This is a genomic window from Crossiella sp. NPDC003009 (assembly GCF_053591555.1).
Window position 1 is genome coordinate 167190 of record NZ_JBSFUA010000003.1, and the last position, 25974, is coordinate 193163.

Below are 25974 nucleotides of genomic sequence, written 5' to 3' on the forward strand. Positions count from 1 at the left end.
AGCATTGACGAAGGACTCGCTTGGGGGGAATCACCGTGGAACCGCTGGGCCCATCGCCGGTGTTCGACACCGGCACCAGGATGAACGCGCTGCCGCCGGAGTACGAGGCGCGGCCGGCCAAGGGGCGCAAGGCGCTGCTCGTCTCGCTGGTCGTGGCCTGCGCGGTGCTGCTGACCGGCACCGCCACCATGACCGTCATGCTGGTCAGCGCCCGGCAGCGGGCCGAGCTGAACGGCACCATGCTGGAGGCGTCCCGGCGCAGCCTGAAGACCGCGGAGACGCGGATCCAGCAGGCCAGGGCCGAGGCCTCGGACGCGGTCGCGGAGCTGAACCGGCTGCGGTCACAGCAGTCGCGGATCAACCAGTGCGAGATCGCGGCGCTGGTGGTCAAGGAGGCCATGGCGCGGCCGGACAACAAGTACTTCCTGGAAGCCGCGCTGAAGCAGCTCGAGCAGAGGTGCCAGAAGTAGCCCGGCCCGCGCCTAGCCCCAGCTGCGCAGGGCCGCGCGGAAGCGTTCCTCCTCGACCTTCCAGTACCCGTGCTCCTCGCCGTTGATCAGGATCACCGGCACCATGTCGCCGTACTCCGCGCGCAGCTCCGCGTCGGTGTCCACGTCCACCACGGTCAGCTCGATGCCGATCTCCCCGCAGATGCGTTCCAGGTCGGCCTTGGCCACCTCGCACGCGTGGCAGTCGACCCTGCCGAGCAGGGTCACCTGGTGGTCGCTCACCGCTGCCTGACCAGCGCGCGGCCGATCAGCATGCGCTGGATCTGGTTCGTGCCCTCCACGATCTGCAAGACCTTCGCCTCCCGCATGTACCGCTCGACCGGGTAGTCCTCGACGTACCCGGCGCCACCGAGCACCTGCACCATGTCCGTGGTGACCTTCATACAGGTGTCGGTCGCGATCAGCTTGGCCATGGCGGCCTGGGTGACGAACGGCAGACCGGCGTCCTTGCGGCGGGCGGCGGCCAGGTAGAGCTGGCGGGAGGCCTCGATGCCGGCTGCGGCGTCGGCGAGCAGGAACGAGACGCCCTGGAACTCGGCGATCGGCTGGCCGAAGGCGGAGCGTTCCCTGGCGTAGTCCACGGCCACGTCCAACGCGGCCTGGGCCACGCCGACCGCGGCCGCGGCGATGCCCAGCCGCCCGGAGTTGAGCGCGTCCATGGCGATGGCGAAGCCCTGGCCCTCCGCGCCGAGGCGGCGGTTGGCGGGGACGACCGCGGCGTCGAAGACCACCTGGGCGGTGGTGGATGCCTTCATGCCCATCTTGCGTTCCGGCGGCGCGGCGGTGACGCCCGCGGTGTCCGCGTCGATCAGGAACGCGGAGATGCCCTTGGGGCCGTCCTCGCCGGTGCGCGCGATCAGGGTGTAGAAGTCGGCGACCCCGCCGTGGGTGATCCACGCCTTGGTGCCGGAGACGGTGTAGTCGCCGGTCTCGCCCGGCTTGGCCGAGGTGCGCAGCGCGGCCGCGTCCGAACCGCAGTGCGACTCGGACAGGCAGTACGCGCCGAGCAGCTCGCCGCCGACCAGGTCGGCCAGCCAGCGCTCCTTCTGCTCCTCGGTGCCGTAGCCGGCCAGCGCGTGGCAGGACAGCGTGTGCACGCTGACGCCCAGCCCGACCGCGAGCCAGGCGCGGGAGAGCTCCTCGACCACCTGGAGGTAGACCTCGTAGGGCTGACCGCCGCCGCCGAACTGCTCCGGATAGGGCAGGCCGAGCAGCCCGGACCGGCCCAGCGTGCGGAAGACCTCGCGCGGGAACTCCCCGGTCGCCTCGGCCCGCGCCGCCCGTGGCGCGAGCTCCTTGTCCGCGATCTCCCTGGTCAGTTCGAGCAGAGCCGCGGCCTCGTCACCAGGCAGCTGTCGATCGATCACGGGAGCGCCCATCTCTGCCCACCTCCGTTGGCTGGCACGACGGTGTGCCAGGGGGTGTCCTACCGGTGGGCCAATTGTGGGGTCTCCGACACTCGGAAGTCCAACTATGCGTGCGGTGACTGCCGCCACGCCCGAAAGGCCTAGTCAGCGCAGGGAGCGGCGGGCCAGCTTGCCGGTGACCGAGTGCGGCAGCTCGCCGACGAACTCGACCTTGGTCGGCACCTTGAACTTGGCCAGGTGGCTCGCGCAGTGGGCGAGCACCGCCTCCTCGGTCAGCTCGGCGTCCTCGCGGCGGACCACCACCACCTTGACCGCCTCGCCGGTGGTCGTGTCCGGCACGCCGACCGCGGCCGCCTCGACCACCTCGGGCAGCAGGGTCAGCACGTGCTCGACCTCGTGCGGGTAGACGTTGAAGCCGTTGACGATGATCAGGTCGTTGGCCCGGTCGACCAGGTGCAGGTCACCGGCCTCGTCCAGGTAGCCGACGTCGCCGGTGCGGAACCAGCCCTCGGCGTCCGGGCCGTGCGCGCCGTCCGGCCAGTAGCCGCTGAACAGGTTCGGGCCGCGCACCGAGACCAGGCCCGCGCCGCCCTCGTCCTCCTCCTCCAGCGGGGTGCCGTCGGAGTCGACCAGGCGCAGCTCGACCTCGGGCAGCGGCTGGCCGACCGAACCGGCCTTGGGCTTGCCGGTGACCAGGGTGGAGGTGAGCACCGGGCCGGTCTCGGTGAGGCCGTAGCCCTCGTAGACGTCCAGCCCGGTGGCGGCCTTGATCCGGTGCAGCACCTCGCCCTCCAGCGGGGCCGCGCCGGAGGTGAGCAGCCGCAGCGTGGCCAGGCCCTCGCGCAGCTCCTGCTCCGGCCTGCCGAGCAGCGCGGTGTACATCGGTGGCACGCCGACGAAGGTGGTCACCCGGTGCCTGCGGATCGCGGCCAGCGCGCCCTCGGCGTCGAAGCGCTCCAGCAGCACGCCGGTGGCCCCCGCGGCCGCGGTCTGCAGGAGGCCGGGGCCCAGGCCGTAGGCGTGGAAGAGCGGGATGGCCAGCAGCACCCGGTCGGCCGCGTTCACCGGCGTCGGCCGCAGCTGGGCGCACTGGCGGGTGTTGGAGATCAGGGCCCGGTGGGAGAGCATCACGCCGCGCGGCAGGCCGGAGGTGCCCGAGGTGTAGGCCAGCACGGCCAGGTCCTCGTCCGCGCCGACGGTCTCGAACGGCTCCGCCTCGGCCAGCGCGGGCGCGGGCAGCACCTGCACGCCCTCGACCTCGCCCTCGGCCACCAGCAGCCGCGCGCCGGAGTCGGTGAGCACCCTGGTCAGCTCCGGTCCGGGCAGGCCGGGCGCGAGCGGCACCACGGCGCAGCCGGCGCGCAGCGCGCCGAAGAGGGCCACGCAGAACTCGATGCCGGTGGGCAGCCGGATGGCCACCCGGTCCCCGGCCAGCGCGCCCGCCATCCGCAGCCGGTGCGCCTGCGCGTCCACCGCGGCGTCCAGCCTGCCCCAGCTGACCTGGCTGCCGTCCGCGGCGTCCAGCAGCGCCGGGTGGTCGGCTTCGCGGTGCGCCGCCGACCTGATCAGGTCCGCGACGTTGCCCACGGCGGTCATCTGTCCTCCCGGTGTGGCCGGCCGAACGGGACCCGAAGTCTGACATGGGTGTTGTTCGTCACGCATCCACCGCCGAGACGTCTGTCTCCAAGACGGGCGAAATACCGCCGACCAACGCTACCTACTTTGGAGTAACAAAAGGTATGGTTCGGTCTACCCCCGGACAGACCGCCATCAAGCTCCGGGACCGCGAGCAAGGGAGCGCGCATGCCCCCACCGATGGGTTGGCCCTGCTCTACCGGGCGCCCTTCGCAGGCCGAGACCGTGGAGACACCGTCACCGGCCGGGGAAGCATGGGCATTGGTACAGGCCGCCCAGGCCGGGGACAGTGACGCCTTCGGCAGGCTTTACGACCAGTACGTGGACGTGGTGTTCCGCTACGTGCTCTTCCGGGTGGGCGATCGCAGCCTGGCCGAGGACTTCACCAGTGAGACCTTCCTGCGCGCGCTGCGCCGGATCAGCTCGGTCAGCTACCAGGGCCGGGACGTGGGCGCCTGGTTTGTCACCATCGCCAGGAACCTGATCCTGGACCACGTGAAGTCCAGCCGGTACCGCTTCGAGGTGCCCACCGCCGAGCTGGCGGACAACTCCGAGCCGCTGGCCGGTCCCGAGCAGGAAGTGCTGGCCGAGGCCACCAACGCGGAGCTGCTCAAGTGCGTCGGCCAGCTCAACACCGACCAGCGCGAGTGCATCGTGCTGCGCTTCCTGCAGGGCCTGTCGGTGGCCGAGACAGCGGAGGTCATGGGCCGCAACGAGGGCGCCATCAAGGCCCTCCAGCACCGGGCAGTACGCCGTTTGGCCCAGCTCCTGCCCCAGGGACTCCGCTAACCCGTACGGGCGTACGCGTAACTCATCGGGTCATTGCTTCGTTGTTGTGCTGAGAGCGCGGGCCTGCCGGGGCCTGGGCTACCGGCCAGCCGAAGGACACACGCGTGAGCACGGGTGAACCGCCCCCAGGGCCATCCGAGGGACCAGCGCAGTTCGCGCACGTGCTGCCGGCGCTCGCCGCCTACGAGGAACACCTGAACCCGGACAGCTCGGCACGGGACCGGATGCGGCAGCGCCTGCTGGCCGAGTTCCCCGCCGCGGTCCGCGAGGCCGACCGCCGCCCTGATCCCGCGGCCAGGCGGCGGCGCTTCGCCGTCGCGCTGGCCGCCAGCGTGGCGCTGCTCGGGACCGTGTCCGGGATGTCGCTGCTGCTCAGCCAGGACGCGGTGCCGGGGGACGCGCTGTACGCGGTCAAGCGCAGCGCGGAGTCCGCCGAGCTGGGCCTGACCTTCCGCGAGCGGCCCAGGGGCCTCAAGCACCTGGAGTTCGCGCGGGCCAGGGTGACCGAGCTGGGCACGCTGCTGGACCGGCCAGGGGTCACCGACGCCGACTTCACCAGGGCGCTCGGCGACTTCGAGGCCGACGCGGCCGCCGGGTCCCGGCTGCTCACCGAGCTGGGCGCGGACGCCGAGGACCAGCTCTTCGTCGCGCTGGCCGACTGGGCCACCAGCCAGCTCGACCGGCTGCGCGCGGCAGGCCCCACGCTGCCCGCGGCGGCCCGGCACCGGGTGCTGGGCACCGTGGAGCTGCTGGAGCGGATCCGGCAGCGGGCCAGCGACCTGCGCCAGCGCGCGGGCTGCCTGACCATCACCTCCGGCGCGGCCGACGACATCGGCGCGCTGCCCGCCACCGAGCGCTGCGTGCCCGCCCCGGCGCGGGAGGCCGGTGCGCTGCCGAGCTCCGGGGCGAACGGCCGGGAAGTGACCGAGTCCCCCACATCCGCCCCGACGGTCCGGGAAACCCCCACGGTCAGTGCGATCCCCACCACGTCCGCGCCGCCGCCGGCGCCGGTTCCGGTCAGCCCGCCGCAGCCCAGCCTGCCGCAGGTCAGCACGCCCGCGCCGGCGCCCTCGACCCCTGCGCCGACCGGGCTGCTGCCGGGTCTCCTCGATCTTCTGAAACTCCCCTTCGGCCTGCTCGGCCAGAACCGGTAACGTGCGGCGATCGCTACCCTGGGGCGGGTGAACCCGCTGACGCAGGAGGACGTGGAGGGGACCGCGGTGGCCAACCGGCGGGCGAACGAGGACCGGCCCGAGCGCAAGAGCAGTGCGGCACTGGCCGGGGAGGCCTCGGCCGAGGCCGCGGTGGCCGCCGCCGCCGAGTACGACGCGGCCGTGCCGCAGGACCTCACCGCGGCCGCGTTCTTCGACGTGGACAACACCATGATGATGGGCGCGTCGATCTTCCACTTCGCCCGTGGCCTGGCCGCCCGCAAGTACTTCGCCAGCTCGGACCTGCTCGGTTTCGCCTGGCAGCAGCTGAAGTTCCGGGTCGGCGGCAAGGAGAGCCCGGAGGGCATCCGGTCCAGCCGGGAGCAGGCGCTCTCCTTCGTGGCCGGTCGTCAGGTCAGCGAGCTGGTCACCCTCGGCGAGGAGATCTACGACGAGCTGATGGCCGACCGGATCTGGGACGGCGCCAGGGCGCTGGCCCAGATGCACCTGGACGCGGGCCAGCGGGTCTGGCTGGTCACCGCCACCCCGGTCGAGCTGGCCACCATCATCGCCCGCCGCCTCGGCCTCACCGGCGCGCTGGGCACGGTCTCCGAGCACCAGGACGGCGTCTACACCGGCCGCCTGGTCGGCGACCTGCTGCACGGCCCGGCCAAGGCGCACGCGGTGCGCGCGCTGGCCGCCCGCGAGGGCCTGGACCTGCGGCGCTGCACCGCGTACTCGGACTCCTCCAACGACGTGCCGATGCTGTCGGTGGTGGGCACCTCGGTGGCGGTCAACCCGGACCAGCGGCTGCGCGACATCGCCAGGGCGCGCGGCTGGGAGGTGCGCGACTTCCGCACCGGCCGCAAGGCGATGAAGATCGGCATCCCGGCCCTGCTGGGCGCGGGCGCGCTGACCGCGGCCTTCGCCGCCGGGGTGGCCTACCGCCGCAAGCGCCAGGGCTAGTCCTCTTCGTCGACCCACTCCAGCAGGTCGCCGGGCTGGCACTCCAGCACCCGGCACATGGCCTCCAGGGTGCTGAAGCGCACCGCCTTGGCCCTGCCGTTCTTCAGCACGGCCACGTTCGCCGGGGTGAGCCCGACCTTCTCGGCGAACTCGCCGACGCTCATCTTGCGCTTGGCCAGCTCCACGTCGATCCGCACCACGATCGGCATCAGATCACCGCTTCCAGGTCCGAGCGCAGCTCGACGGCCTGACGCAGCAGCGCGCGCAGCACGACCACCACCAGCACCAGCACACCGACCCCGGTGGAGAGCAGGAACAGCACCATCGGCACGCCGGGGTCGTCCGCGTTGAGCACCACCGCGGTCGCGATGCCGACCAGCACCAGCCAGCCGGCGAAGATCGCCCAGGCGATCGCGTCCACCCAGACCAGCGAGGCCTTGGTGAAGATGCGGTCCTTGCGGACCAGGGTGAGCAGCTTCCAGGTGGCGACCACCACCACCTGCACGCACAGGATCAGGAAGCCGGCCACCAGGGTCAGCGGCCAGCGCAGGTGGGCGCTCTGCGGCTGCACCTGCGCCATGTGCGCGAACTGCCCAGGGAAGGACAGGAACTGGAACACCAGCAGGATCGCGAAGAACAGCGCGAGGAACGCCCGGAGCGGCAAGATCACTCGATGCACGGTCAACATGCATCGAGTATCGACAGCCACCTATCGAAAGTCAATCGGTAGCTATCGCTTCGTGATCGGTCAGTGCTGCGGGGCGCCCTGCTGCTGCTCGGGGACGATGAACACGGCGGTGCCGTAGGCGGCGATCTCGGTGCTGCCGGGCACCACCTCGCCGCTCTCGAAACGCATCGCGATCACCGCGTTGGCGCCGCGCTGGGCGGCCTCGGCGCGCATCCGGTTGATCGCCTCCCAGCGGGAGTCGCTGAGCAGCTTGGTGTAGCCGACCTGCTCACCGCCGAACATGCCCTTGAAGCTGGCGCCGATGTCGGAGAAGGCGTTGCGGCTGCGCACGGTCAGGCCGAACACCTCGCCGAACACCTGCACGACCCGGTAGCCCGGGACGTCGTTCATCGTGCTGACCAGGATCGGCGGCGGCTGCTGCGGCGGAGGCTGCATCGGATGTCCCACGCGGCGCAGATTAGCCGAGGAAGACGTTCCTCCGCTGGGTCAACAGGCGGTAGAGGGTCTGCTGGATGGTTTCCCTGATCTGGTCGGTCAGGTTGAACACCAGCATCGGGTCCTCGGCGGCGTGCTGGTCGAAGCCGTCGGTGCGGATCGGCTCGCCGAACTCGATGTACCACTTGCTCGGCAGCGGGACCAGGCCGAGCGGGCCCAGCCAGGGGAAGGTCGGGGTGAGCGGGAAGTACGGCAGGCCCAGCAGCCGGGCCAGCGGGCGCAGGTCGCCGAGCATCGGATAGATCTCCTCCGCGCCCACGATCGAGCAAGGCACGATCGGCGCCCCGGTGCGCAGCGCGGCCGAGACGAACCCGCCGCGGCCGAAGCGCTGCAGCTTGTACCGGTCGCGGAAGGGCTTGCCGATGCCCTTGAAGCCCTCCGGCCACACGCCGACCAGCTCGCCGCGGCGCAGCAGCCGCTCCGCGTCCGGGTTGCAGGCCAGGGTGTGCCCGGCCTTGCGGGCCAGCGCGCCCAGCACCGGCACGTTGAACACCAGGTCCGCGCCGAGCATGCGCAGGTGCCGCTTGCCGGGGTGGTGGTCGTGCACGGCCACGCCGGTCATCAGCGAGTCCATCGGGAACATGGTCCCGGAGTGGTTGGCCACGATCAGCGCGGCGCCCTCGGCAGGCACGTTGGACAGGCCGGTGGCCTCCACCCGGAAGTACTTCTCGTACAGCGGGCGCAGCGGGGTCATCAGCAGGTTGTCGGTGAGGTCGGGGTCGAAGCCGAACTCGTCCACCTCGTACTCGCCGGTGAGCCTGCGCCGCACGAAGGCCATCGCCTCGGTGATCTTCTGCTCCCAGACCGAGGGGTCCGGCGGCTCCGGCGTCATCGGGACCGGCCCCCGCTGCCCCGTGCCGCTCCGTGGCTCGGCGGCCCGCTCGCGTCCGCCACCCCTGATCGGGATCACCCGTGCCTCTGCCACCGCTTCGCTCACCTCATCCTCGTCCGTTGCGGGAGAACACCGACTTCAGCGTCCGTTCCACGCCCGTGATCAACTCCGGGTCGAGCACCGGTCGCAGCCCTCGGCCGCGCACGTAGTCGTCGAAGGCCTGCTGGGTGGTCCAGCGCGGCTGGAAGCCGAACTCCTCGACCAGCCGGGTGGTGTCCACGACCCGGCCGAAGTTCAGGAAGCGCATCTGCTCGGGGGAGAAGTCCACCAGCCTGGCCCCGCGCACCAGCTGGCCGAAGGAGGGCACCAGCGCGCTGGGCACCGGCAGCGGCACCCGCCCGGCCCTGCGGATGGCCTGGGAGAGCATCAGCACGCCGTCCGCGCCCACGTTGAACACCCCGGGCAGCTCGTGCATGGTGGCCCGTTCCAGCACCGCCAGCGCGTCCTCGGAGTGCAGCAGCTGCACCCTGGCGTCGTAGCCGAGCACGGTCGGGATCACCGGCAGGGCGAAGTAGCGGGTGAGCACGGTGTCGATGCGCGGACCGATGAAGTTGGTGAAGCGCAGCGTGGTGACGTCCACGTCGGGCCGTCGCCTGCCGAAGCCGCGCACGTAGCCCTCGATCTCCACCGCGTCCTTGGCGTAGCCGCTGGAGGGCAGGTCCTTGGGACCCATGTCCTCGCTGAACACCGCGGGGTCCCGTGAGCTGGCGCCGTAGACCGCGCTGGTGGACTTGACCACCAGCTTGCGCATCGACACCGCCTTCTGGCACGCGGCCAGCAGCTGCATGGTGCCGATGACGTTCATCTCCTTCATCGCGGTGCGCCCGGTGGAGCCGGGGTTCGCGCTCACCGAGGCGTGCACCACGGTGTCCACCTTGGCGGTGGCGATGACCTTGGAGATGAGCGGGTTGCGGATGTCGGCGCGCACGAACTCGGCCCGGCCCATCCGGCGCAGCAGGTCCCTCGGCGGCGGCACGGTGTCCACGCCGAGGACGCGTTCGATGGACGGGTCGGCGGCGAGCCGGGCGGCGAGGTGGCCGCCGAGGAAGCGGCTCACCCCGGTGACGAGGACGACGTTGGGCGCCATGCGACTCCCTGGGCACGGGCGGTGACGGAAGGGGATGCTACTCGCGCGCCCCGCCCCGGCATGCCGCCTTGCGGGGAGTGCGGGATGAAGTTCCCTGGTCAGCCCGGTAACGCGAACCGCCGCCGGTATCGAGGCTCACACCTCGAACGCGGCGGCGGTTCGTTCGGTCTCAGGCCATCATCGGCGCAACGAGCGAAGCGACCTCAGACCCGAAGGTCACTTGCCCTGCTTGCGACGCGCGTGACGCGTCTTGCGGAGCAACTTGCGGTGCTTCTTCTTCGACATGCGCTTGCGGCGCTTCTTGATGACCGAGCCCATACGGGTTCCTCTTCACTATCGATGTTGGTCAGCTGAGCTTTCGCGTGTCGTCAGCGCGCGCTGCGGCCGCCGGCCGGGCGGCCGAATGACACGAACGGTCTACCAGGGTACCCGGGGGGTGAAATCGCCCCTCAGCCCGCGTTGTAGTACGCGTTCTCCAGGTAGGCGTGCACCTCGTTCTCGGGCACCCGGAAGGACCTCCCGACCCGGACCGCGGGCAGTTCGCCCGAGTGCACGAGCCGGTAGACCGTCATCTTGGAGACACGGATGAGCCCGGCCACTTCGGCAACCGTGAGAAACCGAACCTGACCGAGTCCAGCGTGATCCGTCTCCTTCTTCGCCGGCATGAGTCACCGTGTCCTTCGGCACGTGTCGCGCCGCCGGCTTCCCCACCGACGGAATCGACACGCACGTGCTGCCTACGAGGGTAGCCCCCCGGCCCGCACGCTGCGAGGACTCGACTTCCGATACCGTTCCGTGATAACGAGCTTACTTCTCGTGCGCCTCGCCCAGCTGGATCGACCGGTCCCGAGCGGCTTCGATGGCCGCGATCAGGGCCGCCCGCACCCCGTGCTTCTCCAGCTCCACAATGGCCGAGATGGTGGTGCCGGCAGGCGAGGTGACCGCCTCGCGCAGCGCCACCGGGTGCTCCCCCGAGTCGCGCAGCATGGCCGCCGACCCCACCGCGGACTGGATGATCAGATCCGCCGCCACCGCCCTGGGCAGCCCGAGCAGGATCCCCGCGTCGATCATCGCCTCGACCAGGAAGAAGAAGTACGCGGGCCCAGACCCGGACAGCGCGGTCACCGCGTCCTGCTGCGCCTCCGGCACCCGCACCACCTTGCCCACCGCGGCGAGCATGGCCTCGGTCAGCGCCAGGTGCTCGGACTTGGCGTGCCGCCCCCCGGAGATGGCGCTCATCGCCTCGCCAACGACCATCGGGGTGTTCGGCATGACCCGGACCACCGGCGTGCCCTCGGGCAGCCTGCGCTCGAACAGGGCGGTCGGCAGCCCCGCGCACAGCGACACGATGAGCGTCCCCGGCCGCAACACCGCACCCAGCTCGTCCAGCAACGGCTCGATGTCCTGCGGCTTCACGGCGACAACGAGCACATCGGCCAGCCCGGCCGCGGTCGGCACATCGACGCCGCGAACCCCGTAGCGCTTGGTCAGCTCGGCACTGCGCTCCGGATACCGCTCGGTGAACAGCAGCTCCTCAGGGCTCCGCCCGGACTGGAGCAGCCCGGACAGCAGCGCCTCACCGATCTTGCCCGCGCCAAGTACAGCGGTGGTGGTCATGCCGGAAAGCCTAGGACAGCACTCCGGGAGACCAGCCGCTGACCTGCTGCGGGAGAGGCGTGGCGGGTCAGTCCACCGGCGTCAGCGCCAGCTGCCGGGTCTGGCAGACCAGGCGGCCGGTGCTGTCGATGACCGTGGTGTCCTCGTCGAACCACTGTCCATAAACAGCCTTCGACTCCACCGACAGCCGCAACCACCCCGGCGCGGGCCGGGACCGCAGCAACGCCGTCAGCTGCACCGTGGGCGACCACGACAGCCGCCCCAGGTTGAACGTCACCGGCATCGAGATGTCCCCGGCCACCAACGCGAACAGCGGATCCGGCTGCCCCTCCCGTGGCCGCACCCACAACCGCAGCCGCAACGGACTGGTGTGATTGTCAGTCAAGAAGCCCGCGCCCTCCGGGTCGAGCATCAGCTGACAAGCCTTCGCCACCCGGAAAACCTTGGCGGCCTGCGTCGCGCCGACCTCGATCGCCCGCGCGGGCGGCTCGGCAGGCAGGTCCGGCAGATCGGTCCAGGCCGCGGGGTCATCCGGCAGGCGACCGGTGGTGACCATGGCGTGCACGCACACCCGGCCACGCTGTTCCAGCTCCGCCTTGACCACGGTCACGGTCCGCCCCGCCTTGACCACGCTGGTGCGCAGCAGCACCGGGCCCAGCTCCGGCGGGTGCAGGAAGTCCGCGCCCACGCTGAGCGGGTCGGCCGCGGTCGCGCCGCCTGCCTCCGCGGTGGCGATCGCGGCCCTGGCGAGCAGGGCCAGCAGGTAGCCGCCGTGCGGTTTGCCCGCGATGGTCCAGTCCGCGGCCAGCTCGGCGGTGAAGGTGCCGTCACCCATCGGGCGGACCGCGGTGGCGAGTCCGAACGGGGTGATCCGCAGTGGATCCGTACGGACCCTCACCGCTTGCTGGCCAGAGCCCGGAGGAAGAACGTGGTGTTCGCCGGTCGCTCGGCCAGTCGTCGCATCAGGTATCCGTACCACTCCTGGCCGTAGGGGATGTAGACCCGTACGGTCTCGCCCGCCTGAGCGAGCCGGAGCTGCTCCTCCGGACGGATGCCGTAGAGCATCTGGTATTCGTAGCTGCCGGGCTTGCGGTCGTGCCAGCGGGCACGCTCGTCGATGATGCCCACCAGCCGGGGGTCGTGGGTGGCGAACATCGGGTAGCCCTCGCCCTGCAGCAGCGTGTTGGCGCAGCGCACGTAGCTCAGGTCCACCTCGTGCGGGGCCTGGTAGGCCACCGACTCGGGCTCCTTGTACGCGCCCTTGCACAGCCGGACCCTGGAGCCGGGGCCGGAGAGCTCACGGCAGTCGTCCAGGGTGCGGCGCAGGTAGGCCTGGAGCACCGCGCCCACCGACGGCCAGGTCCGGCGCAGCTCGGTGAGCACGCGCAGGGTGGAGTCGGTGGTGGTGTGGTCCTCCATGTCCAGGGTGACCGTGGTGCCGCACTGCTCGGCGGCCGCGCAGATCCGGGAGGCGTTGTCCAGCGCGAGCCGCTCGTCCAGGGCCTGGCCGACCGCGGACAGCTTCACGCTGACCTCGGCCGAGGGCGCCAGGCCCGCGGAGTGCAGCTGGTCGAGCAGCTGGAGGTAGGACTGCACGGTGACCTCGGCCAGCTCCCGGTCGGTGGTGTCCTCGCCGAGGTAGTCCAGGGTCACGGTCAGCCCGTCGGCGACCAGCTTGGTGGTCGCGGCGACGGCGTCCTCGGTGGTCTCACCGGCCACGAAACGGCGCACCACGTCCCTTGACACGGGAGCGGTGCCGACCAGTCGCCGGATGCCGTCGTTTCTGGCAGCGGCGAGGATCAAGGCGCGCAACGGGTTCACAGGGCGGAACTGTACGTGAACCACCCGGACGGGTCAGGGCCTGAACAGCCTCTTCACGGGAGAGATATGACCGAAGACACGTTCCGTGACATACACCGTTTTACCGGCCCAGGTGCAGGCGGGCGAACAGCAGGGCTTCGGCCAGGTCGGCGAGCCTTTCCTCGCGGGTGCGGGCCTTGCGGGTGCTCACTTCCAGCACCACCGATCCGGTGAACTGGTTGGCCACCAGCTCCTCGCACAGCCGGGCGCAGGGCTGGTCGCCGCGGCCGGGCACCAGGTGCTCGTCCACCGGGGCTCCGGTGCCGTCGGCCAGGTGCACGTGCCGCAGGCCTGGGCCCATCCGCTTGGCCAGTTCCAGCGCGTCCACGTGCGCGGCCGAGGTGTGCGAGGTGTCCAGGGTGTAGTTGCGGTAGCCCACGTCGGTCGGGTCTGGCGAGGGGCGGAAGCCGGAGAGCCGGACCTGGCGCTTCCGGCCGAGCGGGCGCAGCGGGAACATGTTCTCCACCGCCACCGCGATGCCACTGACCTCTTCCAGCTCGGCGACCAGCGCGGAGAAGGTCTCGGCATAGCGGCGCTGCCAGCGGAACGGCGGGTGCACCACGACGGTCTCCGCGCCCAGCGCGCCGGCCGCGGCCACCGAGCGGCGCAGCCGGACCTCGGGGTCGGGCGACCAGACCCGCTGGGTGATCAGCAGGCAGGGCGAGTGGATGGCCAGGATCGGCATGTTGTGCGCGGCGGAGAGCTTCTCCAGCGCGTTGAGGTCCTGGCTGACCGGGTCGGCCCAGACCATCACCTCGACGCCGTCGTAACCCAGCTCGGCGGCCATCTGGAAGGCGGTGGCGGCGGGCTGCGGCCAGACCGCCGCGGTGGACAGCCCGATCGGGATGTCCCGGCGCCACTGGCCTGCCGGATGCGCGCGGGCGGGCGTCACTTGCCGACTAGCAGCAGCGCGGCCGGGGACACCGTGACGACCAGGCCGACCAGCACGGCCAGCAGGATGGTCTGCAGGTCGTCCGCCTTGCGGATCTTGCGGACCAGCCACACCATGCCGCCGATCACGGCCAGCGCGAGGAACAGGGTGATCGACGGGATGGCCCGCCACAGCCACTGGAAGCCCAGCCACAGCCCGGCGCCGCCGAGCACGCCGCCGCCCAGCTGGACGACCATCATCAGCCATTCCTTGGCCGGGGACCGCGGTTCCTCGTCCTCGTCGTAGTCCTCCGGCACCTCGGCGTCCTCGTCCAGCCCGGCCGGGCCGCGCGCCGGGCGCGGTTCCTCGTCCTCGGACTCGGCCTCGGGCTCCGCCTCGGGCACCCGCACCGCCTGGTACTGCGCGGTGTGCTCGCCCTCGTCGGTGTAGACCTCTTGGTAACCGGTGTCGGTGAACCAGTCCTCGCCCTGCTCGCGCTGGGCCGTCTCGTCCTCGGCCGGCTGCGGGTCGTCGATGACCGGCAGCACCTCGGTGACCGGGTCCGCCTGCACCCTCGGCTTGGCCCTGGGCGCCGGTTTCGGCGGCACCGGCGGGACGTCCGGGCGCGGCAGGCGGCCACTGGTGGCGGTGCCCGGCGGCGGTCCGGCGGCGGGCGGCTCGGCCAGCGTCGGGTACTCGTCGGTGATCGCCGGGACCTCGGTGGTCAGCTCGGCCGCGTCCGGGGCGGCCACCGGCGGCGGCGCGAGCGGGGGCACCGGGCGGGTCGGCGTGGCGGGCCTGGCGAACCGGCCGCTGGGGGTGTCGTAGCTGGGCGCGTCGTAACTGGGTAGGTCACGCCGGGAGGGTGCGTCCACGTTCGCCGCGCGCGGCGGCGCCGGCGGCGGCTGCTCGACCGGCGGCTGCTCATCGCGCAGCGCGCGCATCTGACCGGAGTCGGAGTTGATCCGGTCGATGATCTGCTGCGGGGCGGTCTCGTTGGCGTCCTCGGCACGACGACGCCGGCGCCTGGGCGCGGCGTTGCCGGACCCCTCGCCGTACTGCGCGAGGAGATCCGCAACGGTGCGCTGGCTGTCGCGCTCCGACTCGCTGTCCCGATTCATTGGTTCCACCGTGCCCCGTGCTGGCCCATCCGTCCAGTGTTGTGACCTTGCTCCTGCCCAGCGTCAGGCCCGGAGCCGTTGGTCGTCTCGGCTCCGCCAGGGTCGGAGACAGTGTGGTCGTCGCCGTCCGTCTGGTCCAGCCGCCGGAGAATGACACCCTCACGGAGGGCCCACGGGCAAATCTCCAGCTGCGGGAGTGACAACGCTCGCATGGTGGCCTCGGCCACCAGCGCGCCGGCCACCAGCTGGTGCGCCCGGCTCGCGCTGACCCCCTCCAGGTCGGCCAGGTCGGCGGCGGACATCCGGGAGATGAAGGCGATCAGCTGGCGCAGCCCGCTGTCGGTGAGCACCCGGCTGACCCTCGGCCCCGCCGAGGAGGGCGCGGCGCCGGTGAGCCTGGCCAGCGTGCGGAAGGTCTTGGAGCTGGCCACCGCGCGGTCCGGGACGCCGCTCTTGCGCAGCACCCTGGTCACCTCAGCCAGTTCTTCGGTCAGCCACTCCCGGGTGGCCCTGATCTCGCGCTGGTGCGGCGGGTCGTGCCGGAACCGGGTCCTGGTGAGCCTGCCCGCGCCCAGCGGCACCGAGAAGGCCAGCTCGGGGTCCTCGTCCATGCCGCTGGCCAGCTCCAGCGAGCCGCCGCCGATGTCCACCACCAGCAGCCTGCCCGCGGACCAGCCGAACCAGCGGCGCACCGCGAGGAAGGTGTAGCGGGCCTCGTCGGCGCCGGAGAGCACCTTGAGGTCGACGCCGGTCTCCTTGCGCACCCGGCTGAGCACCGCGGCGGAGTTGCCTGCCTCGCGCACCGCGGAGGTGGCGAAGGCCATCAGGTCGTCGCAGCCCAGCTTGGCCGCCTCGTGCTTGGCCGCGGCCACCGTGCGTACCAGGTTGTCCGAGCCCGCCTTGGTCAGCCTGCCGTTGCGGTCCAGCTGCTCGGCAAGGCGGAGCATGGTCTTGATCGAACTCATCGGGGTCGGCTGGGCACCCCGATGCGCGTCCACCACGAGGAGATGGACGGTGTTCGAACCCACGTCGAGCACGCCGAGCCGCACCAGAGCAAAGTACCTGGCGGCATCCGCGGGTTCACCGGCACCGGTCGGATCTGCGCCGATCTCGGGAAAAAGCACGCCTGTCAAGATCACTTAGCGTGCTTTTTCCCATGATCATTAGGCCGATTGGCTCAGCTCTCGAACTTATAGCCCAAGCCGCGGACCGTGACCAGGTGCCGAGGGGCTCCCGGGTCGGGTTCGATCTTGGAGCGCAGCCGCTTGACGTGCACGTCCAGCGTCTTGGTGTCGCCGACGTAGTCCGCGCCCCACACCCGGTCGATCAGCTGGCCGCGGGTGAGCACCCGGCCGACGTTGCGGAGCAGGTACTCCAGCAGGTCGAACTCCTTCAGCGGCAGGCTGACCTCGCCACCGCTGACGGTCACCACGTGCCGCTCCACGTCCATCCGCACCGGGCCCGCCTCCAGCACCTGGGGCAGCAGCTCCTCGGACTCGCCGCCGCGGCGCAGCACCGCCCTGATCCGGGCGATCAGCTCGCGGGCCGAGTAGGGCTTGGTCACGTAGTCATCCGCGCCGAGCTCCAGCCCGACCACCTTGTCGATCTCGCTGTCCCGCGCGGTCACCATGATCACCGGCACCGCGGAGCGCTGCCGCAGCGCCTTGCAGACGTCGGTGCCGCTCATACCGGGCAGCATGAGGTCCAGCAGCACGATGTCCGCGCCGTTGCGGTCGAACTCCTCAAGCGCCTCCTGCCCGGTGGTCGCCACCGCGGTGGCGAAACCCTCCTTGCGCAGCAGGAACGCCAGCGGGTCGGCGAAGGACTCCTCGTCCTCGACGATGAGCACCCTGGTCACTGCACTCCTCCATGCTCGACGCTGCCAGCGTTGACGGGGCGCGGGTCGTCCGCGTCCCGTACGTCCACTGTGGACGAATTGGGGGTTCCGCCACCATGGTCGGCCCGGTGTGCCGGGATGCGCATGGTGAACGTGGAACCGGTGCCGGGGCGGCTCCACAGCCGCACCTCACCAGCGTGGTTGGCGGCCACGTGTTTGACGATGGCCAGCCCGAGTCCGGTGCCGCCGGTGGCGCGGGAGCGCGCGGGGTCGATGCGGAAGAACCGCTCGAACACCCGGCCCTGCAGCTCGGCGGGGATGCCGATGCCCCGGTCGGTGACCGAGATCTCGACGAAGTTGTCCACCAGCCGCCTGCTCACCGACACCGGGCTGTCCGGCGGGGAGTAGGCGACCGCGTTGTCGATCAGGTTGGCCAGCGCGGTGACCAGCAGGGTCCGGTCGCCGTCCACGATCAGGCCGCTGGCCTCGTCCGCGGCGATCTCGATGCCGAGGGACTCCGCGGCCAGCTTGCACCGGCCCAGCGCCTCGGTGACCACCGCGTCCAGCTCGACCGGGGTCAGCTCGGGCAGCCGTTCCGCGCCCTGCAGCCGGGACAGCGCGATCAGCTCGGTGACCAGGGTGCCCAGCCGGTTGGCCTCGTGCAGGATCTTGCTGGCGAACCGGCGGACCTCGTCCTCGTCGTCCACGGCGTCCAGCACCGCCTCGGCCAGCAGCGCGAGCGCGCCGACCGGGGTCTTGAGCTCGTGGCTGACGTTGGCCACGAAGTCCCGGCGGATCGCCTCCAGCCGGACCGCGTCCGACTCGTCGGAGGCGTCCACCACCACGAAGCCGTCGCCGAGCAGCCTGGCCTCGCCGAGCACCGCGGCCGGCTGGCGGCTGGACAGGGTGGCCCGCTCCAGCGGGGAGAGGTCGACCTCCAGCACCTCGCCGGTCTCCAGCACCACCTCGGCGGCCTTGCGGGCCCTGGGGTCGGCCCTGGCGTCCACCACCACGCCCAGCTCCTCGGCGCGCGGGTTGTGCAGCACCACGTCGCCGAACCGGTTGAGCACGGCCACCGCGTTGTGCGAGGAGTGCACCACCCGCTGCATCAGGTCGGCCACGGTCAGGCCGGGCGGTTTGCGGTGGGCTCGGGCGGTGATCGACCGGCCGAGGAAAAAGCCGAGGACCGCGGCGACTAGGGCCGCGCAGATCGACAGGGCGAGCAGGCCCGATGCGGTCACGGGCGCATGGTAAGCAGCCGAACGGGCTCCCGGCCTACTCCCAGAAGGCTATACGTGACCGTGGTGACACCAGAATGGTGTGAGGTACACCGCACGTTAGGCGCTGTGTCACCCGATGTTCATTTGACGCCACTCCTTCGGTGGAAACGTCAAACGCGCCCGGACACTGTCCGAGCGCGTTTGGCGAGTAGTCGGAGTGGTTTTTCAGCGGCCCTGGTTGGCCACGGCCTTGATCGCGTCCGCGGCCGCGTTCGGGTCGAGGTACTCCCCGCCTGCCTTGAGCGGCCGGAGCTGCTCGTCCAGGTCGTAGCGCAGCGGGATGCCGGTGGGGATGTTCAGCCCGGCGATGGCCTCGTCGCTGATCCCGTCCAGGTGCTTGACCAGCGCGCGCAGCGAGTTGCCGTGCGCGGCCAGCAGCACCGTCTGGCCTGCCCGCAGGTCCGGCACGACCTCGTTCTCCCAGTACGGGAGCATCCGCGCCACCACGTCCTGGAGGCACTCGGTGCGCGGCAGCGCGGCGCCGAGCCCGTCGTAGCGCGGGTCGCCGTCCTGGCTGTAGGTGCTGCCCAGCTCGATCTCGGGCGGCGGGGTGTCGTAGGAGCGGCGCCAGAGCATGAACTGCTCCTCGCCGTAGGTCTCCAGGGTCTGCTTCTTGTCCTTGCCCTGGAGCGCGCCGTAGTGGCGCTCGTTGAGCCGCCAGTCCCGCTTCACCGGAATCCAGTGCCGGTCGCAGGCGTCCAGCGCGAGGTTCGCGGTGGAGATCGCGCGGCGCAGCAGCGACGTGTGCAGGATGTCCGGCAGCAGCCCGGCGTCCCTGAGCAGCTCACCGCCCCGGCGTGCCTCGGCCTCACCCTGCTCCGACAGCGGGACGTCCACCCAGCCGGTGAACAGGTTCTCGGCGTTCCAGACGCTCTGGCCGTGACGGAGCAACACCAACGTGCCTGTCATGGGCCACAGCCTGCCAGATCACCGTTAGTGGTGACGTCGCCACCGGTTGCCGGTTCCGGCTCCCTGGCCAGCTGGAGCAGCAGGTCACGGGACTCCGCAGGCCCCTTGGCGAGTCGCCGGAGGGTGTCGAGGACGGTCTCGTAACGATCAAGCGAGGTCGGGTGCTCCAGGAACAGGCTGGCCGTCTCCAGCTCCACGTGCACCAGCGGCCCGTGGTCCCGGAAGGACAGCCGGGTGAAGGAGTTCACGCTGGTCCTGGCCGCGGAGACGGACATCGGCACCACCCGGATCCGGCAGCGCGCCCAGTCCACCCTGCGGGCCAGGAACTCCAGCTGGCGCCGCATCACCACCGGCGGGCCGACCCTGGCGCGCAGCGCGGCCTCGTGGATGTAGAAGGTGGCCAGGCCCACGCTGGGCAGCACGGCCTGCCGGTCCAGCCGGGCGCGCAGGCCGGCGTCCTCGCCGAGCAGCGCCCTGGCGTAGCCCTCGGTCTGCAGCAGCGGCGGCACCACGGCGAGGTCGTAGCTGGCCAGCGTGCAGGCGGTGGACTCGTGCAGCAGCAGGGTGCGCAGGGCGTCGGCGAACCGGCCGGAATGCGGCCGGGCCCAGTAGCCGGTGTCCGGTTCCCGGTGAATGGCGAGCAGCCGGTCCACCTCTTTGTTGGCCGCCCGGCAGTAACCGAGGAAGCGGGTGACATCGGTTTCCGAGATACCGCGTTTGCCCGCCTCCAGCCGGGAGAACTTGCTCGCCGACCAGTCGAAGTGCTCGATCAGCTCCGCCCTGCTCAGTCCGGCCCGCTCACGCTGGATCCGCAGGCCTTCCCCCAGTTCGCGCCGCTGCGCCGTGCTTTCCTCCTCCACCACGCGCGCAACATAACCGGACCCGGCTCGAATTCCGGCCCTTTTTCCGGAAGATCCACCCCTTAGCGGAATGGCGAGAGTTGTTGTTGCCATTCTCTCCCGAATATTGCCATTGGAATTCGAGTTAAACGGGTTAACGGGCGTGCAGCCGGGCGGCCTGGCGGGTCAGGTGTTCGACCTCGGCCAGGGTGGTCGCCTTCCGCGCCGCCTCGGCGTACAACCGGGCCGCCGTGGCCAGGTCCCCGTCGCGCTCGTGCAGGTAGGCCGCCACCGCGGTGTGCCGGGGCAGCGACTCGTCCAGCTCGGCCAGCGCCTTCAGACCGGCGCGCGGTCCGTCCGCCTCGCCGAGGGCGACCACGCGGTTGAGCCGGACGACCGGGCTGTCGGTCAGGCTGAGCAGCTCGTCGTACCACTCCACGATCTGCACCCAGTCGGTCTCCTCGGCGGCCGGCGCGTCCGCGTGCAGCGCCGCGATGGCCGCCTGGGCCTGGAACTCGCCCAGCCGGTCGCGGGCCAGCGCCGCCTGCAGGATCTCGACGCCCTCGGCGATCAACTTCGTGTCCCACCGGCCGCGGTCCTGCTCGGCCAGCGGCACCAGGCGGCCCTCCGGCGTGGTCCGGGCGGCGCGGCGGGCGTGGTGCAGCAGCATCAGCGCGAGCAGCCCGGCCACCTCGGGATGGTCGATCGTGGTGGCCAGCTGCCTGGTCAGCCGGATGGCCTCGGCGGCCAGGTCCACGTCGCCGGAGTAGCCCTCGTTGAACACCAGGTAGAGCACCCGCAGCACGGTGGCCACGTCACCGGGCTGGTCGAACCGGACACCGGCCACGGTGCGCTTGGCCCGGCTGATCCGCTGCGCCATGGTCGCCTCGGGCACCAGGTAGGCCTGGGCGATCTGCTTGGTGGTCAGCCCGCCGACCGCGCGCAGGGTGAGCGCGACCGCCGAGGACGGCGTCAGCGACGGGTGGGCGCACAGGAAGTACAGCTGGAGCGTGTCGTCCACCCCCGGCGCTGGCCCCGGCGCCGGTTCCTCCTCCTGGAGGTCCTCGCGCCTGCGCCGGGCGGTCTCCGCGCGGGCCGCGTCCAGGAACTTGCGCCAGGCCGCGGTGACCAGCCAGCCCTTCGCATCCCTCGGCGGGTCGGCAGGCCAGACGCGGATCGCCTCGATCAGCGCCTCCTGCACGGCGTCCTCGGCCGCCACGAAGTCAGCTCCGCGGCGGACGAGGACCCCGAGCACATTGGGCGTGAGGCTCCGGAGCAGGGCCTCGTCCAGACCAGTGGTCATTCCGTGATGGTGGCCGGCACGCCGTAGAAGGGGCGCAGCTCCAGCCACTCGTGGATCGGCTTGCCGCCCGCGCCGGGGGCGGCGGAGAGCTCCCCTGCCAGCTCGATCGCCCGTTCCTGGCTCTCCACGTCGATCACCATCCACCCGGCGATCAGGTCCTTGGTCTCGGCGAAGGGACCGTCGGTGATCGGCGGCCTGCCCTCGCCGTCGTAGCGGACGAACATGCCCTCCGGCGCGAGGGCCTGGCCGTCGACGTACTCGCCGGTCTGCTCCAGCCGGTCGGCGAAGTCCCGCATGTACTGGATGTGCGCCGAGACCTCCTCGGGCGTCCACTCCGCCATCGGCACGTTGTTCACCGCGTCCGGGGCGCCGCGGTAGTGCTTGAGCAGCAGGTACTTGGCCATCGTGGTTCTCCTCAGTGCGGGTGCGGCCCATTCTGGCCGCTTTCACCCCTGGGACGGAGCGGGTTCCGGGTTCTCGACATCCCCGGCCAAGATTTTTTTCGGACCCGGTCAGCCGGTGCCCCACCAGCGGCCGAGCGCGGTGATGGCGGCCCGGTACTCCTCGGCCCGCTCGGTCATCCGGCGCACCCCGGCCGGGTCGGGTTCGTGCGCGCGGACCACCTCGGCGGTGGCCGCCGCCTCGGTCAGCCCGGCGAAGCGCCCGGCGCCGATCCCGGCCAGCAGGGCCGCGCCACGCGCGCCCGGTTCCGCGCCCGCGGTGACCTCCAGCGGCAGGTCCACGGTGTCGGCCAGCAGCTGGCTCCAGGCCGGGCTGCGCGCGCCGCCGCCGGAGAGCCGGCCCGCGCCGGTGAACGGGAATGCCTCGCGCAGCGCGGACAGGTGCGTGCGGTGGTTGAGCGCCACCCCCTCCCAGAGCGCACGCAGCAGGTCACCCCTGGTGTGCCAGCCGCGCACACCGAGGAATCCCGCTGAGGCGGCCGGGCCGGGGTCGACGGGTGCGCCGAACAGGAACGGCAGGTAGAGCGGCAGGTCGGGGCGGGTGCTGGCGGCGACCTCGGCGGCCACGAAGGCGAACGGGTCCTCACCGTGGGCGGCCTCCGGGCACAGCGTGCGGACGAACCACTCCAGGTTCGAGGAGGAGGCCGGGCTGGTGGACATGGCCAGCCACTGGCCGGGTCGCAGGAAGGCGCGGGCCTGCCAGCGGTGGTCCAGCCGGACCGTGCCGGTGACCACCTGGTTGATGCTGAAGGTGCCCATCACCATCGACACCGCGCCGGGGGTCACCGCGCCCATGCCGAGCGCGGCCGCGTCCACGTCGTGCGCGCCGGTGACCATCGGAGTGCCCGCGCGCAGGCCGGTCAGCCCGGCCGCCGCCGCGGTGACCCGGCCGGCGACCTCCGCGCTGCCCAGGATCGGCGGCTGCTTGTCCGCGAGCTCGGTCAGGCCGTAGAGCTCAAAGGCGGCCGGGCTGTAGCGCTGGCTGCGCACGTCGGTGAAGGAGGCGGAGGCCTCGGTCGGGTCGGTGGCCACCTCGCCGGTCAGGCACAGCCGCAGCCAGTCCTTGCAGAACAACAGCCACCTGGTCCTGGCCATCGCCTCCGGTTCCTCGGCCAGCAGCCAGGCCTGCACCGCGGCCGGGCTGGCCGCGAACGGGGACTGGCCGGTCAGCGGCAGCGCGGCCTCGGCGGCCCCGATGTCCCGGTAGTGCCGGACCTGCTCGTGCGCGCGGGAGTCCATGGCCAGGACGGCGGGCCGGACCGGGCGCAGGTCCGCGGCCACCGGGTAGCAGCCGTCGTTGTGCCCGCACAGACCGATCGCGGCGATCCGGCCGCTGTCGATCCCGGCCAGCGCGGCCCGGACGGCCCGCACGCAGCCGTCCCACACCTGGTCCTGGTCGCGTTCCACCCAGCGCGGGTGCGGGGTGGACACCGGCACCCTGGCCTGCCCGACCGCGACCTCCCGGCCGGTCTCCGCGTGCACCAGCACCGCTTTGGTGACGGTCTGCCCGGCGTCGATGCCGAGCAGCAGATCGGTCACGACCAGCCCAGCAGGTCCGCGTTGGCCGCGGTGCGCACCCGGCCGGTCTCGGTGAACTCGGCCACCGCCTCGGCGACCAGGGCTGCCGAGGTGCGGTTGGTCTGCTCGGTGTCTCCGCCGAAGTGGGTGGTCAGGGTGACGTTGTCCAGCCGCCGCCAGGGCGAGTCCGGCGCCAGCGGCTCCTCGTCGAAGACGTCCAGGCCCGCGCCCGCGATCCGGCCCTCGGCCAGCGCGGTGTAGAGCGCCCCGGTGTCCACCACCCGGCTGCGGGCCACGTTGACGAAGTACGCGCCCGGCTTGAGCAGGGCCAGCTCGCGGGCGCCGATGAACCGGTCGGTCTCCGCGCTGTGCCTGGCCTGCACCACCACGAAGTCCGCGCCGGGCAGTAGATCGTCCATAGTGGACGCTCGGCGGACACCGGACTCGGCCAGCGCCTCGTCCGGGGCGTAGGGGTCGTAGGCGAGCAGCGTGCAGCCGAAACCGCTGAGCTTGCGGGCGAAGTGGCGGCCCACCTGGCCGAAGCCGATCATGCCCACGGTGCTGCCGCCCAGCTCGACCCGGCGGCCGGGGAACTCCTTGCGCCAGCCGCCGTTCTTCACCGAGGCGTCCGCGCGGGCGATGTCGCGCGACTCGGCCAGGATCAGCCCGATCTGCAGCTCGGCCACCGCGGAGGCGTTGCGCCCGAACACCGGCACCACGCCGATGCCGCGCGCGCTCGCGGTGTCCAGGTCCACGTTCTCCAGCCCGGTGCGGGCCACCGCGACCAGCCGCAGGCCGTCCGCGGCGGCCAGCAGGTCGGGGCCGACCGGGGCGAAGTGCACGCACAGCACCTCAGCCCCCGGCACCGCGGCGAGCAGCTCCGGCGGGGCGGGCACCGCGGCCGCACCGTGCACCTCCATCCGCTGCTGCGCCTCGTGCTGCGTCGCCTTCTCCCCCGACCAGTCGGCCACGGTGACCGGGGTGCCGGGCAGCCGGGCCTCGATCTCCTCGGCGAAGGTGCCGCCCGGGATGAAGCGGTCGCCCGCGACCAGGACGTTCATGCGCGCTCCTCGAGTTCGGTGGTGGTGACCAGCTCCGGGGCCACCGGGTGGTCGGGCAGCTCCGCGGTGCCCTCGGCCAGGCAGGCGCCGGTGCCCCAGGCGACCGCGCGGGCCAGCCGGGCCGCGGCCGGGCCCTCGGCGGCCAGCCAGCCGGCCAGCAGCGCGTCCCCGGCCCCGGCGGTGTTGACCACGGTGACCGGCGGCGGGACCGCGTGCATGGCGGTGCCGTTGGGCCGGACCAGCACCGCGCCCAGCTCGCCGAGGCTGACCAGCGCGGTGCCGGAGAACAGGTTCGCGGCGGCCTCGGCCGCGCTGTCCGGTCCGGTGACCGGCTGCCCGGCCAGTTCGGCCAGCTCCTCGCCGTTGGGCGCGACCAGGTCCGCGCCCGCGCGCACCGCCTCGGCCAGCCCGACGCCCGAGCTGTCCACCGCGACTGCGGCCCCGCCCGCGTGCCCGGCCGCGACCAGCCGGGTGACCAGCCCTGGCGGCGCGCCCGGCGGCAGCGAGCCGCAGATGGCCAGCCAGCGGGCCTGGCTCGTGCGCACCGCTTTCGCCGTGGTGGCAACCAGTTCGTCGACCTCCGCGGCGCTCAGCTCAGGGCCGGGCTCGTTCAGCTTGGTGGTGCCCGAGCGGCCGTCCAGCACGGTGACGTTGCCCCGGATCCGCCCGGCGATGGGCACCGCGGCGAACGGAACCTGCTGTGCGACAAGCAATGCGCGCAGTTCGGCCCCGGCGGCGCCGCCCAGTGGCAGCACCGCGGTGGAGTCGATCCCGTTGGCGCGCAACACCCTGGTCACGTTGACGCCCTTGCCGCTGGCCTCGGTGCGGCTCGCGGTGGCCCGGTGCACCTGGCCCGGCCGCAGCCGTCCGGCCAGCACCAGGGTCCGGTCCAGGCTGGGGTTCGGGGTAACCGTGACGATCATGCGCGCACCACCTCGGGGCCGAGCAGGGAGTACCGGCGGGCCTGCGCCGCGGGCAGGCCGGTGTCGGTGACGATCACGTCGAAGTCGGCGACGTCGGCGAAGCGGCAGAAGCTGTTCACGCCGAACTTGGTGTGGTCGGCGATCAGGATCTTGCGCCCGGCGCGGGCCAGCGCCTTGGACTTGATCGCGGCCACCGCCGGGTCGGGTGTGGTGAGGCCGTGTTCCCTGCTGATCCCGTTGGCGCCCAGGAAGACCACGTCCAGCACCAGGTCGGCGAGCATCCGGGTGGCCCAGTGGTCCACGGTGGCCAGGGTGTTGCCGCGCAGCCGGCCGCCGAGCACCAGCACGGTGGCCGCGGTGCCGGTGGCCAGCGCGGTCGCGGTGGGCAGCGCCGAGGTGACCACGGTGCACCGGCGGTCGGCCGGGAAGGCGTCGGCCAGCGCGCGGCCGGTGGAGCCCTCGTCGAGGTAGACCGACTCGGCGTCGCCGAGCTGGTCCAGCGCGGCCCGCGCGATCCGCTGCTTCTCGGCCAGGCGGCGGTGTTCCCTGGTGGCCAGCTCGATCTCGTAGCCGGCCCGCTCCACCGGCCGCGCGCCGCCGTGCACCCGGTGCAGCAGCCCGTGCTTCTCCAGCAGCGCCAGGTCGCGGCGGATGGTCTCCGGCGCGGTGTCCAGCACGGCCGCGGCCGCGGTGACCTCCACCCGGCCCTCCGCGCGGGCGGCGGCCACCAGCCACCGGCGACGCTGCTCGGCATCCACGATCGGCCACCTCCGTGCCCTTGTTCTAACCCGGCGC

General features: G+C 72.0%; 30 protein-coding genes. 4 read left to right on the forward strand and 26 right to left on the reverse strand.

Annotated elements, in window-relative coordinates; genetic code table 11:
• Positions 1-35: 35 nt before the first annotated feature.
• A complete protein-coding gene (locus ACWDY5_RS04805; protein WP_449720969.1) occupies positions 36-470 on the forward strand; it encodes a hypothetical protein in 435 nt (144 codons plus the stop codon).
• A gap of 12 nt (positions 471-482) precedes the next feature.
• Here ACWDY5_RS04805 and ACWDY5_RS04810 read toward each other — a convergent pair whose 3' ends face one another.
• The 3 genes from ACWDY5_RS04810 to ACWDY5_RS04820 all read right to left on the reverse strand — a co-directional run bounded on the left by ACWDY5_RS04810 (position 483) and on the right by ACWDY5_RS04820 (position 3472).
• Positions 483-731, reverse strand: a complete 249-nt coding sequence (locus ACWDY5_RS04810; RefSeq protein WP_283661912.1) for a glutaredoxin family protein — start codon at positions 729-731, stop codon at positions 483-485.
• A complete protein-coding gene (locus tag ACWDY5_RS04815; RefSeq protein ID WP_449720970.1) occupies positions 728-1888 on the reverse strand; it encodes an acyl-CoA dehydrogenase family protein in 1161 nt (386 codons plus the stop codon). The genes ACWDY5_RS04810 and ACWDY5_RS04815 overlap by 4 nt, the downstream gene beginning before the upstream one ends.
• A gap of 132 nt (positions 1889-2020) precedes the next feature.
• On the reverse strand, positions 2021-3472 hold the full coding sequence (locus ACWDY5_RS04820; RefSeq protein ID WP_449720971.1) for an AMP-binding protein: 1452 nt from the start codon (positions 3470-3472) through the stop codon (positions 2021-2023).
• A 207-nt stretch (positions 3473-3679) separates the two neighbouring features.
• On the opposite strand from ACWDY5_RS04820, the gene ACWDY5_RS04825 reads away from it, so the two are divergent.
• The 3 genes from ACWDY5_RS04825 to ACWDY5_RS04835 all read left to right on the forward strand — a co-directional run bounded on the left by ACWDY5_RS04825 (position 3680) and on the right by ACWDY5_RS04835 (position 6417).
• Positions 3680-4300, forward strand: a complete 621-nt coding sequence (locus ACWDY5_RS04825) for a sigma-70 family RNA polymerase sigma factor (RefSeq protein ID WP_449720972.1) — start codon at positions 3680-3682, stop codon at positions 4298-4300.
• Positions 4301-4404: 104 nt separating this feature from the next.
• Positions 4405-5454, forward strand: a complete 1050-nt coding sequence (locus ACWDY5_RS04830) for a DUF5667 domain-containing protein (RefSeq protein WP_449720973.1) — start codon at positions 4405-4407, stop codon at positions 5452-5454.
• A gap of 51 nt (positions 5455-5505) precedes the next feature.
• Positions 5506-6417, forward strand: coding sequence for an HAD family hydrolase (locus ACWDY5_RS04835; RefSeq protein WP_449721168.1), 912 nt, complete (start codon positions 5506-5508; stop codon positions 6415-6417).
• On the opposite strand, the gene ACWDY5_RS04840 is transcribed toward ACWDY5_RS04835, so the two are convergent.
• The 23 genes from ACWDY5_RS04840 to ACWDY5_RS04950 all read right to left on the reverse strand — a co-directional run bounded on the left by ACWDY5_RS04840 (position 6414) and on the right by ACWDY5_RS04950 (position 25937).
• Positions 6414-6626, reverse strand: a complete 213-nt coding sequence (locus tag ACWDY5_RS04840; protein ID WP_449720974.1) for a helix-turn-helix domain-containing protein — start codon at positions 6624-6626, stop codon at positions 6414-6416. The two genes, ACWDY5_RS04835 and ACWDY5_RS04840, sit on opposite strands and share 4 nt — an antisense overlap.
• Positions 6626-7087: a DUF2975 domain-containing protein gene (locus tag ACWDY5_RS04845; protein ID WP_449720975.1), complete on the reverse strand. Its 462-nt coding sequence runs from the start codon at positions 7085-7087 to the stop codon at positions 6626-6628. The genes ACWDY5_RS04840 and ACWDY5_RS04845 overlap by 1 nt, the downstream gene beginning before the upstream one ends.
• A gap of 78 nt (positions 7088-7165) precedes the next feature.
• Positions 7166-7552 carry a YbjQ family protein gene (locus ACWDY5_RS04850; protein WP_252483398.1) on the reverse strand — a complete coding sequence of 129 codons (387 nt, stop codon included), beginning with the start codon at positions 7550-7552 and terminating at the stop codon, positions 7166-7168.
• A 10-nt stretch (positions 7553-7562) separates the two neighbouring features.
• On the reverse strand, positions 7563-8432 hold the full coding sequence (locus tag ACWDY5_RS04855) for a lysophospholipid acyltransferase family protein (RefSeq protein WP_449721169.1): 870 nt from the start codon (positions 8430-8432) through the stop codon (positions 7563-7565).
• A gap of 106 nt (positions 8433-8538) precedes the next feature.
• On the reverse strand, positions 8539-9579 hold the full coding sequence (locus tag ACWDY5_RS04860; protein WP_252483400.1) for an NAD-dependent epimerase/dehydratase family protein: 1041 nt from the start codon (positions 9577-9579) through the stop codon (positions 8539-8541).
• A 216-nt stretch (positions 9580-9795) separates the two neighbouring features.
• Positions 9796-9897, reverse strand: a complete 102-nt coding sequence (locus ACWDY5_RS04865) for a 30S ribosomal protein bS22 (protein ID WP_076993459.1) — start codon at positions 9895-9897, stop codon at positions 9796-9798.
• A 131-nt stretch (positions 9898-10028) separates the two neighbouring features.
• Positions 10029-10244: a helix-turn-helix domain-containing protein gene (locus tag ACWDY5_RS04870; protein ID WP_185000615.1), complete on the reverse strand. Its 216-nt coding sequence runs from the start codon at positions 10242-10244 to the stop codon at positions 10029-10031.
• 142 nt (positions 10245-10386) lie between these two features.
• On the reverse strand, positions 10387-11196 hold the full coding sequence (proC, locus tag ACWDY5_RS04875; protein WP_449720976.1) for a pyrroline-5-carboxylate reductase: 810 nt from the start codon (positions 11194-11196) through the stop codon (positions 10387-10389).
• A gap of 67 nt (positions 11197-11263) precedes the next feature.
• Positions 11264-12031: a thioesterase family protein gene (locus ACWDY5_RS04880; RefSeq protein ID WP_449721170.1), complete on the reverse strand. Its 768-nt coding sequence runs from the start codon at positions 12029-12031 to the stop codon at positions 11264-11266.
• 59 nt (positions 12032-12090) lie between these two features.
• Entirely contained in the window at positions 12091-13017 is a 927-nt protein-coding gene (locus tag ACWDY5_RS04885) for a proline dehydrogenase family protein (protein WP_449720977.1), read from the reverse strand.
• Between the two features lie 100 nt (positions 13018-13117).
• Entirely contained in the window at positions 13118-13948 is an 831-nt protein-coding gene (locus ACWDY5_RS04890) for a sugar phosphate isomerase/epimerase family protein (RefSeq protein ID WP_449720978.1), read from the reverse strand.
• Positions 13945-15048: a hypothetical protein gene (locus ACWDY5_RS04895; protein WP_449720979.1), complete on the reverse strand. Its 1104-nt coding sequence runs from the start codon at positions 15046-15048 to the stop codon at positions 13945-13947. The genes ACWDY5_RS04890 and ACWDY5_RS04895 overlap by 4 nt, the downstream gene beginning before the upstream one ends.
• A complete protein-coding gene (locus ACWDY5_RS04900; protein ID WP_449720980.1) occupies positions 15045-16097 on the reverse strand; it encodes a Ppx/GppA phosphatase family protein in 1053 nt (350 codons plus the stop codon). Before ACWDY5_RS04900 ends, ACWDY5_RS04895 begins: the two co-directional genes overlap by 4 nt.
• Before the next feature lie 128 nt (positions 16098-16225).
• Positions 16226-16906: a response regulator gene (locus ACWDY5_RS04905; RefSeq protein ID WP_449720981.1), complete on the reverse strand. Its 681-nt coding sequence runs from the start codon at positions 16904-16906 to the stop codon at positions 16226-16228.
• On the reverse strand, positions 16903-18126 hold the full coding sequence (locus tag ACWDY5_RS04910) for a sensor histidine kinase (protein ID WP_449720982.1): 1224 nt from the start codon (positions 18124-18126) through the stop codon (positions 16903-16905). The genes ACWDY5_RS04905 and ACWDY5_RS04910 overlap by 4 nt, the downstream gene beginning before the upstream one ends.
• 204 nt (positions 18127-18330) lie before the next feature.
• On the reverse strand, positions 18331-19074 hold the full coding sequence (locus tag ACWDY5_RS04915; protein ID WP_449720983.1) for a phosphoglyceromutase: 744 nt from the start codon (positions 19072-19074) through the stop codon (positions 18331-18333).
• Entirely contained in the window at positions 19071-19937 is an 867-nt protein-coding gene (locus ACWDY5_RS04920) for a helix-turn-helix domain-containing protein (RefSeq protein WP_449720984.1), read from the reverse strand. The genes ACWDY5_RS04915 and ACWDY5_RS04920 overlap by 4 nt, the downstream gene beginning before the upstream one ends.
• A 130-nt stretch (positions 19938-20067) precedes the next feature.
• Entirely contained in the window at positions 20068-21216 is a 1149-nt protein-coding gene (locus ACWDY5_RS04925) for an RNA polymerase sigma factor (protein ID WP_449720985.1), read from the reverse strand.
• Positions 21213-21620, reverse strand: a complete 408-nt coding sequence (locus ACWDY5_RS04930) for a YciI family protein (RefSeq protein WP_252483411.1) — start codon at positions 21618-21620, stop codon at positions 21213-21215. Before ACWDY5_RS04930 ends, ACWDY5_RS04925 begins: the two co-directional genes overlap by 4 nt.
• A 108-nt stretch (positions 21621-21728) precedes the next feature.
• Entirely contained in the window at positions 21729-23216 is a 1488-nt protein-coding gene (locus ACWDY5_RS04935) for an FGGY-family carbohydrate kinase (protein WP_449720986.1), read from the reverse strand.
• Complete coding sequence (locus ACWDY5_RS04940; protein ID WP_449720987.1) at positions 23213-24256, reverse strand: NAD(P)-dependent oxidoreductase; 1044 nt, start codon at positions 24254-24256, stop codon at positions 23213-23215. Before ACWDY5_RS04940 ends, ACWDY5_RS04935 begins: the two co-directional genes overlap by 4 nt.
• Positions 24253-25179: a 1-phosphofructokinase family hexose kinase gene (locus ACWDY5_RS04945; protein ID WP_449720988.1), complete on the reverse strand. Its 927-nt coding sequence runs from the start codon at positions 25177-25179 to the stop codon at positions 24253-24255. Before ACWDY5_RS04945 ends, ACWDY5_RS04940 begins: the two co-directional genes overlap by 4 nt.
• The gene (locus ACWDY5_RS04950; protein WP_449720989.1) at positions 25176-25937 is read right to left on the reverse strand and encodes a DeoR/GlpR family DNA-binding transcription regulator; all 762 of its coding nucleotides are present in this window, start codon (positions 25935-25937) and stop codon (positions 25176-25178) included. Before ACWDY5_RS04950 ends, ACWDY5_RS04945 begins: the two co-directional genes overlap by 4 nt.
• Positions 25938-25974 lie beyond the last annotated feature (37 nt).